General features: G+C 51.1%; 9 protein-coding genes. All 9 read right to left on the bottom strand.

The features are described from left to right. Positions 1–140: 140 nt before the first annotated feature. Entirely contained in the window at positions 141–1,319 is a 1,179-nt protein-coding gene (locus AC0QH1_RS03475) for an ABC transporter ATP-binding protein (RefSeq protein ID WP_324629455.1), read from the bottom strand. A gap of 63 nt (positions 1,320–1,382) precedes the next feature. Beyond that, a complete protein-coding gene (locus AC0QH1_RS03470) occupies positions 1,383–2,303 on the bottom strand; it encodes a carbohydrate ABC transporter permease (RefSeq protein WP_324629453.1) in 921 nt (306 codons plus the stop codon). A 174-nt stretch (positions 2,304–2,477) separates the two neighbouring features. Then, a complete protein-coding gene (locus AC0QH1_RS03465; RefSeq protein ID WP_324629451.1) occupies positions 2,478–3,383 on the bottom strand; it encodes a carbohydrate ABC transporter permease in 906 nt (301 codons plus the stop codon). A gap of 54 nt (positions 3,384–3,437) precedes the next feature. Continuing rightward, positions 3,438–4,787, bottom strand: a complete 1,350-nt coding sequence (locus AC0QH1_RS03460; protein ID WP_324629450.1) for an ABC transporter substrate-binding protein — start codon at positions 4,785–4,787, stop codon at positions 3,438–3,440. Between the two features lie 233 nt (positions 4,788–5,020). Next, complete coding sequence (locus AC0QH1_RS03455; protein ID WP_324629449.1) at positions 5,021–6,109, bottom strand: ABC transporter ATP-binding protein; 1,089 nt, start codon at positions 6,107–6,109, stop codon at positions 5,021–5,023. A gap of 109 nt (positions 6,110–6,218) precedes the next feature. Further along, positions 6,219–7,094, bottom strand: coding sequence for a carbohydrate ABC transporter permease (locus AC0QH1_RS03450; protein WP_324629448.1), 876 nt, complete (start codon positions 7,092–7,094; stop codon positions 6,219–6,221). 54 nt (positions 7,095–7,148) lie between these two features. Next, positions 7,149–8,057 carry a carbohydrate ABC transporter permease gene (locus AC0QH1_RS03445; RefSeq protein ID WP_324629447.1) on the bottom strand — a complete coding sequence of 303 codons (909 nt, stop codon included), beginning with the start codon at positions 8,055–8,057 and terminating at the stop codon, positions 7,149–7,151. A gap of 99 nt (positions 8,058–8,156) precedes the next feature. Further along, a complete protein-coding gene (locus tag AC0QH1_RS03440; protein ID WP_324629446.1) occupies positions 8,157–9,473 on the bottom strand; it encodes an ABC transporter substrate-binding protein in 1,317 nt (438 codons plus the stop codon). 300 nt (positions 9,474–9,773) lie between these two features. Beyond that, positions 9,774–14,399 carry a PAS domain S-box protein gene (locus AC0QH1_RS03435; protein WP_324629445.1) on the bottom strand — a complete coding sequence of 1,542 codons (4,626 nt, stop codon included), beginning with the start codon at positions 14,397–14,399 and terminating at the stop codon, positions 9,774–9,776. Positions 14,400–15,165 lie beyond the last annotated feature (766 nt).

The raw sequence follows: 15,165 nt of genomic DNA, 5'->3' as shown, positions 1-15,165 counted from the left end.
CCCACGCCTCATAGCTCAAGCCGGTTAGAAACCGGCTGAAAACGTTATCACAGAAGCATTTCAGTCGGTTTCAGGCGTTTCTACGGGAATAGTTTATCGCACAAATAAGCCAGAGAGGCGATCGCCTGTAGGATATGCGCTTAATTTGCGATCGCCATTCCTTTGCGGTCGAATAAATACAGCTTAGTGGTATCTACGGCTAAAGCGAGTTGAGAGGAGTGGTGAAGTTCGCGATAAGACCCGAGGCGGGCGATCGCGATAGAAGAATTTTCCTCTAAATTATTTTCCAATGCTTCGGTGGGGTCTCCTTTATCTTCGATTTCAATTTTAGACACGGGAGATTTGAAATAGATTATCATTTCATGGCCGAGGGCTTCTACGGTATTTACCTCCACGTCAATTTTGCGGTTTTCGGGGGTATTGCTGTCGGCGAGGAAAAAGGCTTCCGGACGCAATCCGGCGATAATGGGTTTATTCACATAGCGCTTGATTTCCGAGTAGCGATCGGCGATTTCTGGGGCGATCGCTAATTGTTTATCCCCATAGGCGATCGTGAAGGTGCCATCTTCTTCGCGGCGCAACTGAGTGTGAAAAATATTCATAGCGGGAGACCCGATAAACCCCGCCACAAACACATTAGCGGGATAGTCGTATAAATCTTGTGGGGGTGCGACTTGTTGGAGTTCTCCCGCCCGCATCACCGCCACGCGATCGCCCATTGTCATTGCTTCCACTTGGTCGTGAGTTACATACACCGTAGTGGTAGCCATGCGGCGCTGCAAATCGGCAATTTGCGTTCTAATTTGCACGCGCATTTTTGCATCCAAATTCGATAGGGGTTCGTCCATTAAAAACACCGAAGGGTCGCGGACAATTGCCCGTCCCATCGCCACCCGCTGGCGCTGTCCCCCGGACATTTGCTTCGGTCTGTTATCTAGCAACTGGGTCAAACCCAACTTTTCTGCAGCATCTTTTACCCGCTGATTTCTTTCTTCCTTCGACACCTTCCGCATCCGCAATGGAAAATCGAGATTTTGCCGCACTGTCATGTGCGGATAAAGAGCATAATTCTGAAACACCATTGCAATATTGCGCTCTTGCGGACTTTGATTGTTCACCACTTCATCGCCGATAATCAGCTTTCCGGCGCTAATCTCTTCCAATCCCGCTAGCATTCGCAGCGCCGTGGACTTACCGCATCCCGAAGGGCCGACAAACACCATAAACTCGCCATCAGCGATACTCAAGCAAAGGTCTTTCATGGCGGTAAAGCCATTCGAGTAAACCTTGTAAACATGTTGAAATTCTACTTTTGCCATTGTTCCGATAGACTTAAATTTCGAGAAAAAAACACCGATTCATCTTGACAATACAACCCAATATTATCCTTTAATCCCCGAAGAGGCCACCCCTTGGACGAACCATTTTTGGAAGATTAAGAACACCACCAAAATCGGAGCTACCATCATCACGCCAAAGGCCATAATATCGCCCCATTGCAAGGGAGGTAAGGTTTGGAATTGGGCGATCGCCACTGGGAGAGGGCGGACTTTTTCGCCAAACGTAATCATCGTCGGCCACAAAAACGAACCCCACTGAGTCAAAAAGGTAATAATCGCCACCGAAGCAAACACCGGTTTAGAAATCGGCACAATAATTTCAAAAAAAGTTCGCAGCGGACTCGCCCCATCCACGCGCGCCGCTTCTTCCAATTCTTTGGGCAAATCGATAAAAAAGGTATAAAACAAATACACCGCAAACGCATTAGCAATAAACGGCATAATTTGGGCAACGTAGGTATTGCGCCATCCGAGTAACGTCACTTGAAAAAATAGCGGCACTGCAATAGCTTCAAAGGGAATAATCATCAAAGCGATAATCCCGGCAAATATCAGATTTCGCCCGCGCCACTGCAACCGGGCGAAGGCATACGCCGCCATCGAATTCACCAGCAACCCCACCAGAACGATGCTGCCGGTAATAAAAATCGAATTAAAGAAAAAGCGGATAAAATTCACCCGGTCGAATACATCCTCGTAGTTCTGCAGGGAGGGATTATCCGGGAAAAACGCTTTCAGCGAACCGGCTTCTAACAAAACCTGGTTATCCGGTTTAAGACTCCCGATAATCATAAACAGAATGGGAGAAACAAACAGCAACGACAAAATGGTGAGGACGATATAGCTAATCGCAATGCCAATCCGTTGCCGTTTTTGGGTTTGGGTGAGCAGTTCTTCTTCCGGTTGGTGGGCGACCTTTTCACCCAATTCGGGATTTTCTTTGGGAGTTCCTGGAAGGGTCATAAACAAATCATCCTTAATGAGGGTTTATGGAATTTGGAGGGTGGGCAGGCACGAGAACAAATGCGCAATATCGGCACTTCTGAAAGTAGCTTTGCCCACCCTACCCTCTGCAATTATTTTTGCATGATAACATAGATAACACCTGGCTAGATATCGCAGATTTGGCGAGGGAATTTACTCGATCGCCCGTTCTTCTTTAATCAGGGTACGTTGGAGGATAGTAATAGCCAAGACGATGAGGAAAAAGACCACAGTCATCGCTGCACCTTTGGCCATTTTTTGTTGTTCAAATGCGGCGGTAACTGCCTCATACATCACCGTGGTGGTTGCATCGAGGGGACCGCCTTGGGTCATAATTTCGATTTGGTCGTACAGGCGAAACGCGAGAATCGAAGTCACCAACATGACGAAGATTAAGGTGTTTCGCAGTTGGGGCAAAGTCACATGGATAAATTGGTTCCATTTATTGCTACCGTCAATTGCGGCAGCTTCGTACAAATCGCTGGGAATCGATTGCAATCCGGCTAAAAGAATCACCATTTGAAAGCCAACCCCTTGCCACATAGAAAGGAGCATAATGGACGGTAAGGCGAGATAGGGGTCGCGCAGAAAATCTCTCGGTTCCCAGAGTCCAAAGGTGATAAATTCCATAAAAGAATTCATCATGCCATTCGAACCGGGGGCGTAGATTAAAATCCAAATTACCGATACCAGGGCCATCGGAAAGACCACTGGCATGAAGAACAGTGTGCGAAATGCGGCCATTCCGCGCAGGGGACGGTTGAGCAGCATGGCCAATCCGAGGGCGATCGCGGTTTGCAAGGGCACCACCACGATCGCGAATATGGCATTGTTCAGCAAGGCGCGACGGAAGGAAGGGTCGCTAAAAATGCGCCGATACTGTTCGATGCCGATAAATTCGGTGGGTAAGGGAGATCCCAGTCGCAGGTTGGAAAAGGACAGGATCGCCGCTAGGGCAAAAGGCAGGGCAACAAACAGGAACAAACCCAGCAGTGCCGGTGCTGCCATTGTCAGTGCCGTGCGCGTATCATCTCTTTTTATAGTTTGCGGGTCACTCATCAGCTCGGATACTATGGTTAACGGTAAGTGTGAAGAAACAAGGGGAGAACCGAGTTAAAAACTCACGTTCGGATACCCTTGATTGTCCTCGATATCGATATTGATTTCCAGGGCGGCGCGATCGAGGGCTGTTTGTACCGCCAAACCGTTGCGGATGTTGTTAAACGCTTCCTGGAATGCGGAGGTAATCACCGGATAGCCGGGGGTTTGCGGACGGGGGACGGTTTTATCGGTTAGCAGTTGTGCGGAAAACAGGCGCAACGGTCCGCCTTCGCGATACAATGGGGATTGGGCGATCGCGGTTTTGGTGGCCGGCACTGCACCATTGGCATTGCTCATCGCCAGCACTTCATCCGGTTGCAGCAAAAAGTCCAAAAATGCCATCGCCCCTTCCGGGTTATCGCTGTTGGCGGTAATGCCCCAATTCCAAGACCCCTGGGCGCTTTTCGAGCCTTCCCCAAAGTTCGGCAGGGGCAAGACGACCAAATCCTCGCCTAGCTCTTCGGCATATCCCGGATATACCCAGTGCCCCACCCAAGAGAGGGCCACTCGTCCGGTGGGAAAGGCGGCGTCATCTACATTGGGGTCTACATAGTCTTGTTCCATCCAAGATTGCAACTGTTCCATCGCCGCTACTGACTGCGAACCGTTGAGGACGCCGGTGGCGGTTTGGTAGTCGGTGCGATCGATGAGTCCGCCCCCCGCCGATCGCAAAATGGGCATGAAGGCATAGGTAAACCACTCGCCGGAATAGTTGAGCTTCAGGTCTAGCACTTGCCCGTCCGGGTCTTGTGCCGCCAATGCAGCCAGCACTTCGTTGAATTCTGCCGCCGTCCAGGCGTCGGCGTTGCCGGTGGGAATGCGAACCCCGGCAGCTTCTAACATGCTGCGCCGTCCGTACATGCCCAGTCCGGAGTCGAAGGTACCCACGGAATACAGGCGATCGTTATACCTGCCCTGCTGGATAATCGAAGGCAGCAGATCCGCACGGAGTTCTGGCGAAATCAGCTCGTCAATGGGAATCAAGTTTTGCTGCCATACGTAATTATAAATAAACGGGCCGTCAAATTCTAGCACGTCGGGCAAATCCCCCGACAGGGCGGCGGCTTGCACTTGTGCGTTGTAGGAACCTTCAGGCAAAAAAGTCAGCTCTACATCCACCGCATCTTGGGCGGCGTTAAATCGCTTCACTTGTGCCTGTAGGGTTTGGCGTTCGGCATCTTGTCCGGCGTGCGCCCACACTTGCAGGGTACCCGGATCCGTGCCCTCCCTCACGCATCCCCCCAGCAGGGTGAGGCACAAGATGCAGAATGAGAGAATCCAATGCCAAGGCTTCAACTTCATGGTGTTTTGTCGGTAATTATCGTCGCGCGTTCCTTGCGGATTTGCTATTTCAATTTTCATCTATTTTAGGCCATTGAGAAGGGTGAGTTTAAAAAACTCGCAATAACTTGAGAATTTTTAACATTTGACCGGATAAATTGTTAAGTTTAATCAAGTTTTATTGCAAGATACTTTAACGCCAGGGAAAAAGTGCTATAATAGGAGATTGTGAACGCGATCGCCCCGAGGAAAGCGCCGAAACCACCGAAGGAAATACTAGCAGTGGAAGGGGCGATCGCGCCGGGAACTCCACTTCATTGGCGCAGGCGATCGCCCGTTTCTAAATCGAACCAGTGCAGCAAATCCCCAGGTAATGCCAGGGTCACATCTTCGCCGCCCCAATCTTCATCCGCAGAGAGCAGCGCCCGCAGGGTAATCCCCGACTCCGATTGATTTTCGCTGCCTTTCACCCGCACGCTGAGCAAATTTTGCATGCCTAAATTTTCCACCAAAAACACCCGCCCTTCCAGGGTAAATTCATCCCCCTCGCGCGGTAGGCGAACGTGTTCCGGACGGATACCTACCACAATTTTATCGGGGGTAGAAAGTCCCTCGGGTAACGGCAACTCGAGGGCACCTAACTTTGCGCGATGATTGTCGCAGGGAAGTTCTAATAAATTCATCTGCGGACTACCCACAAAAGAGGCCACAAAGCGGTTCGCTGGCGTCTGATAAAGGCGCTGCGGCGGGTCGAGTTGTTGTAGCTTGCCTTCATACAAAACCGCCACCTTGGTCGAAAGGGTCATCGCTTCTACTTGGTCGTGAGTGACGTAAACAACCGGCGCTTTTTGCTGTTCGAAAAGCTGCTTGATGTCCGCCCGCACTCGTTCGCGCAATAAGGCATCTAAATTACTCAGCGGTTCATCGAGCAAAAACACATCCGGTTGACGAACTAACGCGCGTCCCAGGGCCACCCGCTGACGCTGACCTCCGGAGAGTTGACCGGGTTTTCGGTTCAGCAAATCGTCACTGAGATCCAGAAGTTTCTGGGATTCGGCGACCCGCTTTTTGATTTCCTCTTCTTCAAAGTTGCGAAGTTTGAGCGAGGAGGACATATTTTCATAAACCGTCATGTGCGGATAGAGGGCATAACTTTGAAAGACCATTGAAACATTGCGATCGCCTGGTTTTAAATGGGTCACGTCGCGATCGCCAATATAGATGTGCCCGTGAGTCGGCGGTTCTAATCCCGCAATTAACCGCAGCGCCGTGGATTTCCCGCATCCCGAAGGACCGAGCAAAGTGAGAAATTCATCATCATTGACCGAAATGCTAACATCGTTAATCGGAATCACCGTTTTGCTGTAAGTTTTGTTGAGATTTTTTAGTTCCAATTTTGCCATTATCTTCTCCGATAAAATATGTTAAAAATTCCCTAACTCAGGGTGGAGGTTCATGCACAGAGCTGCTCCAACGCGGGCTATTTTTGTGTGAAATAGACCGGAAAGCATATTATCCTTTCACCGCACCTGCGGTCAATCCTTGGACGATTTTGCGCTGGAAGAAAAGCACCAGAACGATTAACGGTAACGTGCCCAAAATCGTCGCCGCCGCCAGAGGACCGTAGGGGGTTTCAAATTGCGTCGCCCCACTAATTTGCGACACGGCCACCGGGATAGTTTTCATAGTTTCTTCCGTGATAAACGTCAGAGCAAACAAGAATTCATTCCAGGCAAAAATAAACGCCAAAATTCCCGTAGTCACCAGGGCGGGAACCGTGAGCGGCAGAACAATTTTGAGCAGGATTTGCCAAGTTTTGTAACCATCTACCTTGGCCATATCTTCCAAATCCGTGGGCAGTTGTTTAAAAAAGCTTCGCAATACCAAAATGGTCAGCGGTAAATTCTTGGCGGTGTAAGGTACGATGAGGGCGAGATAATTATTCCCCAATCCGAGAGTTTTGATAGTTTCTAACAATCCCAAAAACAGCAGGATGTAAGGAAATAACGTCACCACCAAAACGCCAATCAGGATAATTCTTTCTCCCGGAAGCTTTAAGCGGGTTAACGCATAAGCGGCAGGTGCGCCAATTCCCAAACAGAGCACCGTAGAACTAATAGAAACAAAAGCGCTATTGAACAGATACCAGAGAAACGGACGCCGAATGAATAATTGTTGGTAATGGCCCAAGGTATATCGAGTGGGGAAATAGACATTCGGAATGGTTTCAATATCCTCATTCACTTTAAAGGAAGTCAGTAATTGCCAAAGCACTGGGCCGAGGCAATAGGCGACAATTAGAAAAATCGCGCCATAGAGGATGATTTTTCCCCAGGAAATCCCGACTTGGGGGGCAGATTTGTCAGAGGTTTGGGTTGCTTGACTCATGGAATTGATGAGAGAGAATGGTTGGCGTGAATTGTCCAGTGTTATGGGTTAGGTTTATTTGAGAATTTCGGAACGGGCGGGAGATTTAGAGAGCAAATAGCCGGCGATCGCCACAGCGGTAATTAACAGCAAAAAAGTGACGACTACCAACGCCGCACCATAGCCAAAATCCAGGTAACGCATGACGGTTGAATAAATATAAAGCGCCACCATTTCCGTTGCCCCTCCCGGACCGCCGCCGGTCATTACTTTGACCAGGGCAAACACTCCGAAAGCTTGGGCAAAGCGAAATAATACCGCAATTAAAATATGCGGCGTTAGCAGGGGTAATGTGATTTGGGTAAAACTTTTCCAAGGACTAGCACCATCGATTTTATGAGCTTCATAAAGGTCAGGAGAAATTGACTGCAACCCCGCCAACAGCAAAATACTGATAAACGGGGTAGTTTTCCACACATCTGCTGCAATAACGGCAATCATTGCTAAGGTGGGATTGCCCAACCAATTGATTTTCTCGGAAATCAATCCGGAACGAATTAAGAGGTCGTTCAATACACCATAGCGATCGTTAAAAATCCAAGCCCAAGCTAACGCCATAATTGAAGTAGGCAATGCCCAAGGCAGAATCGCGATCGTCCGCACTGCATTGCGTCCTTTAAAGGTTTCGTTGAGCACCAAAGCCACACCCAATCCGAGGATGAGTTCTATGCCCACGGAAATGCTGGTAAAAAGGGTTGTATTCCACAGACTCGCCCAAAATCTACCATCTCCTAACATGCGGCTGTAATTTTCCAATCCCGAGAACACCGGTTCGAGGTTCGTGGCGAGATTGCGGGTAAATACACTTAACCAAAATGCTCGTCCGATGGGGTAAGCAAAGACGAGTAGCAACACGAGCAATGCGGGAGTGACGAGAATCCATCCCGTGAGTAAATCCTGGGCGCGAATGGTTTTTACTTTCATAAGCTTCTGGTTTGAGCGTGAGAGTTACAGGTTGTAAGTATCCGGCGGCGAACAGCAGGTTCGGGGGAAGGTTTTTTGCGGCAAAAATCCCCGAAAACATTAGGAAGTGCCGAGGACTCTGCGGGTTTCTGCGGCTGCTTTTTTCATCGCCGCTTCCGGGGTTTTGCTGCCCGTCAGCGCCGCAGTGAGATAGCGCTGCAAAATATCGGAGACTTGGGCGTATTGCGGAATCGGGGGACGCAAAACCGCGTTATCGATCGCCTGGAGTAGTTTGGGGTAATAGCTATATTTGTCCACCACTTCCGGATCCCTAAACAGCGATCGCCGGGAGGGAATGTAGCTATAATCGAGGATATACTGTTTCTGACTGTCCCGACTGGTAAAAAAGTCGATAAATTTCCAAGCTTCTTCCGAATGTTTGGAAGTTTTGGCAATTCCCAAACCCCAACCGCCTTGGGCCGCACCACTACTTTCCCCCGGGGCGTGAACCATTGCTTTTAAACCGACTTTCCCTTGAATGGGAGAACTCGGTTTATTCGCCTCTGCCCATACGTAAGGCCAATTTCTTAAAAACACCGATTCGCCATTGAGGAAAAAGCGCAAACTTTCCGATTCCGTGTAAGTCGTCACCCCCGAGGGCGTAATTCCCGATTCGATCGCATGTCGCAAAAATTCCACCGCCGCGATCGCTTCGGGTTTATCCAGTCCCACCGCTTTCGTTTCTGGGTCGATCCAAACGCCCCCATATCCTTCCAAAACTTCCACAAACATTGCAGAAAGTCCTTCGTATTGCTTCCCTTGCCAAAGATATCCCCAGTTCGATTCCGTGCTTTGCTGCAATTCTTGGGCAATGATTTGCAGGCGATCGAAATTTTCCGGAGGTTCGTATCCGCCTTGCTTTAATAAGTCGCTGCGGTAATAAAGCACACCCACATCCGACCGAAAGGGAATCCGATATAACCCGCCTTTATAGCGTCCCGCTTCGATATCTTTCTCTAAAAAATCCTGCAATTCGCTTGGCGCAATTTTGCCCGAGAGATCCTGCAACCATCCCGCCGCCGCAAATTTAGGCACCCAAATGATATCCATGTACACTAAATCGTAGGGAGATTTCCCCAACAAAAAAGCGGTGCTGTAGAGGTTTTCCACCAGGTTGCTATCCGTCGGACCTTCCACCACTTCAATCTCGATTTGCGGATTTTTTTCCTCGAATTCTTCCACCAGGGAGGACCATTCTTTGGCTTCTAAGGCATTAACCAGCACTTTTAACGTGGTGGTTTCTTGAGTCAATCCAGGAATTCCCCAGAGGAGATGCAGGCCCAATATTATTACCAGAGTCATCAATCCGAGGAGAAGAGAACGGGAATATCGATAGAGGAATTTCGGCCATTTTATTGCCTGACGGTCGTTTTTCATGGGACAATTGTTCGCGAAGGGTTGGCGATGGGCTAAACTTGATTTATGGTGGGGAGGCGGAGCCTCGGGAATAGAGTCGGGTGAGTTGGCTTCCTAGCTTTAGATAGTCATGGGAAAGCCAGTGGGCAATGTTCACTCCACAGCTAGACGAATCGAAGGAGTCGATCGCAGAACCAGGGTGTTTTGCACTCAGATTGCCTGATGGCGATAGTTAAAGAATAGCAGAAGCCAATCGCGCTTGTGAAGGGTGATTTGGCGACGAACTTTTTAGAAAAAATCGCATCTATCAAAAGGCAGAAATTACCGCAATTTCCGCTTGCGGGCAGCGAGTTGTTGCACCTGGGCAATTAAATCATCCGGTTGGATGGGTTTAGACGCATGTTTGTGAAATCCAGCGTCTAGGGAGTGGGTGCGATCGCTATCTCTAGCATAAGCGGTTAGGGCCAGGGCGGGGAGTTCGTGCCCGTCAGTTGCGTTATTTCGCACGTGACGGATCAGAGAATAGCCATCTTGTTCTGGCATACCGATATCGCTAATTAGCACATCGGGAGTCTGAGCCTCGATCGCGGCGATCGCCTCAGTGGCGGAAGGCACCGCCGTAACCGTTGCGCCCGCTATCTGCAACACCGTGGCCAGAAATTCCAGGGTATCCGGTTCATCATCCACCACCAACACCTGCAAACCCTCCAAAGAGAGAGTAGAAGGGGAAGTTACGGGAGATGTTGGGGAGATAGACTCCTCCTCCAGTTGCGGGAGCAAAACGGTAAAAGTCGTACCTTTGCCCTCACCGGCACTGTCGGCGCGGACGCGACCCCCGTGCAATTCCACCAAATGACGCACGATCGCCAAACCCAGCCCCAGTCCGCCGTGCGATCGCGTGGTGGTACTATCCGCTTGACGAAAGCGATCGAACACAAACGGTAAAAACGCCGGTTGGATGCCCGCCCCCGGATCGATGACCTGAAGTTTGGCATAAGCGCCCGATCGCTGCAGTCGCACTTTCACGCTTTGTTCCTCGGGAGTAAACTTAATCGCATTCGAGAGCAAATTCCAAATCACCTGCTGCAAGCGATTGAAATCCCCCGACACCACCCCCACGACCGGAGCGATCGCCGTTTTAATCTGAATCTGTTTCGCCTCCGCCGCCGGACGAACCGCTTCAATCGCCGCATCGATCGCCTGTGACAAAGCAACGGGCTGCAAGCACAAAGATACCTTGCCCCGCAGGATGCGCGACACATCGAGCAAATCCTCAATGAGCTGGGTTTGCGCCCGGGCATTGCGTTCGATGGTTTCCAAGGCGCGATCGGTGGTCGCTTCATCAAACTTGCGCGCCCGCAGCAGTTGCGCCCAACCCAGCATGGCATTCAGCGGCGTCCTCAACTCGTGAGAAACAATCGCTAAAAACTCGTCTTTCATCCGGTTAGCTTCCTGAGAGGCGCGATATAGCCTCGCATTGTCTACCGCCAAAGCAGCGCGGCGCGCCAGTTCTTCAGCCAGCATCAAATCCTTCTGGTCATAGCGACGACCCGACTCCCCGGTGACAAAGCAAATGCCGCCCAGGGTGCGCCCGCGCGCCACCAGGGGCACGATCGCGCAAGAGTTGCAGCCCACCTGCTGGAGAATTTCCAGATGGTGGCGATCGTGACTCACCTCGGATAACCACCCCTCAGACATCTCTGGCTGGAGGATGGACTTTCCGCTATCGATGACTTGGGCGATCGGATCCGATCGCCCGATATCCAGGGGATAGCGGGAATCCAGTTCGCGTAACATCTCTTCTTTGGCCGGATCGATATGTGCCATTCCCAGACGCCGGATTTCTCCCCCGTCTTCCAGGATATAAATCATGCAATAATCGGCCATTTGGGGAACCGCCAAATTAGCCAAGCTTTTCAGAGTCGTGGGATAATCCAGAGAAGACGCCAGCACGGAAGAAGCTTCAGCCAGGAAGGATTGTGCTTGTTCCGTGCGATAGCGGTCGGTAATATCCCGTCCCACTCCAACCACGCCGATCGTTTTCCCCTCCGCATCTCGCAAAGGCGAGAGAGACGTCTGACAATGTTGCTCCCCGATCGCGCTCTTAAAACTCCATTCATATACCACATGTTCCCCATTCAGAGCTTTTTGCGTCGCGGCTTCGTGAATGCCCGCCGCCGATTCGCCGAGGATTTCCCGTGCGGTTTTATTCAAAAACACCTCCGGCGAAACTTGGGTTCGTTCCAGCCAGTTGCCGAAAACCGCCGTATGTCTTCCCTGGCGATCCAAGGTAAACACGATATCATCCATCGAGTTAACCAAGGTGCGGAACCGCTCCTCACTGTGGCGCAGCGCTTCTTGCGCTTGCTTGCGATCGCGGATATCCGCCACAATGCACAAACAACTCAACTTATCGTTGGCATCGTGCAACGCCGCCGTCCAAAGCGCCACATCAATCGGGCGACCCTGGTTGTTCTGATATTGAGTCTCGAACCCCATCAAGGGGTTTCCCGCCAGGGTAGCGCAAATTTGGGCGCGCAATTCCTCAATTCCATCGGGAGCGATGCCCGGAAATCGGCGATCGAGTACCTCTGCTTCGCCCCAGCCAAAGATGCTTTGTGCGCCCTCGTTCCAAATTTTCACATGCCCCTCAACGTCAAGTACCATCATCGCCAAGGGGCAGGCTTGAATCAGTGCCGTTAAAGTTTGGTTCGTTTCTCGCAAGGCTGCCTCTGCTTGTTTCAGTTCGGTCAAATCGCGACTGATGCAAATCGCGTAGGATATAGAATTATCTAATGCTCGTTCCGGAACCAAGCGAGACTGATAGTGTCGCGTTCCATGCACCGTGGGTAAGTCATTTTCCACAATGCACTCTCGCCCGGTTTCCATCACTTGGCGGATGCGCTTTTGCCACAAAGCGTCAATCTCGGGGGGAAATCCTAAATCGGAAAAGGTGTGGCCGATGAATCGTTCCGGGGGAATTCCCGTGGCGGTTTCGATCGCCGGATTGATATACGTGTAGCGTCCTTCTCGGTCCATGCGGGCGATGATATCCGGCGCATTGTCCGCCAGGGCGGTAAATTCCTGCTCGCGACGGTACAGTTCGGCAACGATTTGCTTGCGTTCGGTGATATCCATGCATACTCCTATCAGGCGATCGCTTTGCTTGCTTTTATCCGGTAAGCGTTTGCCGATGCTCGCCACCCAGCTCACTTCCCCGTTGGGTTTCACCACCCGAAATTCGATATCGAAGTCTGCACCGCGTTCCATCGTGGCGATCGCCGCTTGGTTGAAGCGGGGGCGATCGTCGGGATGGACGATTTTAATCAAGCTATTGTAAGTGCCGCCAAATGTACCCGGTTCTAACCCCAACAGGCGATCGACAATCTCGGAATGGGCAATGGTTCCCGTGGCAATATCCCAATCCCACATCCCCATCTGCGCTGCTTCCAAGGCTAATCGCAGTCGTTCCTCGCCTTCGGCGATCGCGGCGCGGGCACAGGAGCGCTCGCTCACATCCAGCACGAAGCTAATCGCCAAATTCGTATAGTCTTCTAAGGGAGTTCTCCCCATCAACACCGGAACCCGCTGACCCTGGGCGTGAATCAATTCCACTTCGTAGGGGGTGCAATGTGTCTGTGAGAGATTGTCTTGCATCGTGCCAGCCACGCGATCGCTGTCAGGCGGAATCAGTTGCGTCCAGCTCACTTTCCCCCGCCGCAAGTCTTCGCGACTGTATCCCACAATTTGTAAAAAGGCATCGTTGGCTTCGGTGATGTGGTCTTGACCATCTCCAAACGCCAGTCCGAGCAAATTGGAGTCAAATAAATGGCGGAACCTTGCTTGGCTCACTTGCAAGGCTTGTTGGGCATATTTATTGTCCGTAATATCCATACAAACGCCGATGTGCCGGCTCGATGTGCCTCCTTCATCGGGCAGCACTTGTCCTTTGCTCATCACCCAGCGGATTTCCCCATTAGGTTGAATGATGCGAAATTCGATTTCGTAGTTAGTCTGGCGTTCGATCGCCTCCCCTACCGTGCGGATGAAGCGATCGCGATCCTCGGGATGAATGTCTTGCACGAACTCCTCATAGGTGCCCTCAAAGCTGCCCGTTTTCGCGCCAAAAATCCGATCCACCACCGGCGATCGGGTGACTTTTGCGCTCGTTAAATCCCACTCCCAGATGCCCATATTCGCCGCATCGAAAGCGAGTTGACGTCTTTGCTCGCTCTGGCGCAAATTTTCTGCCGCTTGCTTTTCCTCGGTGATATCTTCAATCAGTGCCACGAAGCCCTTGACGTTTCCGCGTCTGCCAAAATCTGGCACGTAGGTGGCGCGAACCGTCCGGGATCCGCCTTCTGGTGGAGATACCTGGGTTTCGTAGCTGACATGCTGCCCGGATAATGCAGCGTTCACCTGGGGTTGAATTCGCTGATAGCTGCGATCGCCGAGAATTTCTTGCAAGTGCCGATCGCGAATCTCGCCGGGGGCGGATGGAAACCATTCCCGGTAGGTTTGATTGCAAAAGCAATAGCGCTGTTGCGGATCCACGTAACAGATAGCCAGGGGAACCGCATCGACGATCGCCTGCATTCTGTGTGTTTGGTTTTGCTCCTCCCCTCGCGATCGCCCCTGTTGCGCTTGCATTTCCCCGATTTCCCACGCGATCCACCCCAATGCGACAATGGCGATCGCTTCCCCCACTCCAAACCCGGCTAGCGGATCGAAACCATAGTGAAGGGCAAAACCGGCCAAAACAGTAGCCAGCCATCCCGCACCGGTGCCGCCATACCGGGCACTCACCGCCACGGCGACAAAAAAGAGTATGGAAGCACTCGGTTGTGCAGGCGATAGCAACCACTGCGACAGCAGCAGGGCGATCGCCACTGTCACCACCGCAATGCTGTAGCGCCACAGATCGGTCCGTTTAAAAGTTAACCCCATACTCGCCTCTGTTCAGCTAAATTCTCGACTAAACCCATCTTTGCTGGTTCTGCGCTTGCTGGATGCAGCATCCCGTTAGGGCGCGGTGGTTGCGGTTGTCTTCACACCGGCGATCGCACCCCTTTTCCTGACCGCAAGCGGGTGGTTTCTCCGTTCGGCGGCGCAATGATTTTCCCCCTTATGAGGAATATCGAGAGGTGTTTTAATCCGATTTAAGTCTTTGGTTTTCATCTTGTGTTTTCGGGTAGTATTAAAAAATTGGGAGGAGCGCGATCGGCGTTTCCCTTCGGGCAACCATTGCTTGCCTGACTTGGATCGCGATCGCCGTTTAGGCTCTCGTCTTTCTGGATAACAGGAGTGAGATGCCCCAATCTACTGCTTGAGAAAGATATATTTCTTTAGACAGACAAAAACAGCAATGATTTAGTTCCCATCTCAATTATTATCTCATTGTCCTGTGTCAGTCATCTGTCGCCAGAGGGGTTGACAAACCCTGTTGCGTTTGATAAAATCCCACGCATAAAAATTTTCTGAATCGATTGCTCGCTCAGCAGGTTCCTCGGTTCACTCCAGGAACCAGTGCCCGAAAGTTAGTCAAGGGAGAATAAAGAGAATTTGGGTTAACAAGAGCGCGACAACTACCCAAATTCGCGGAAATTACTTGGAAAAAAAAGGGAGATTGCCAACCGTTTTGATACTCCCCGCGCTGAAGACGCGGGGATTCTTAAGCAGTCCAAAACTGAACTCTTAAAGGCATTATCAAAGT

It is taken from the genome of Phormidium sp. CCY1219 (assembly GCF_055795085.1).
The sequence above is the reverse complement of the archived record's forward strand: the minus strand, read 5'-3'. Positions and strand labels throughout refer to the sequence as shown.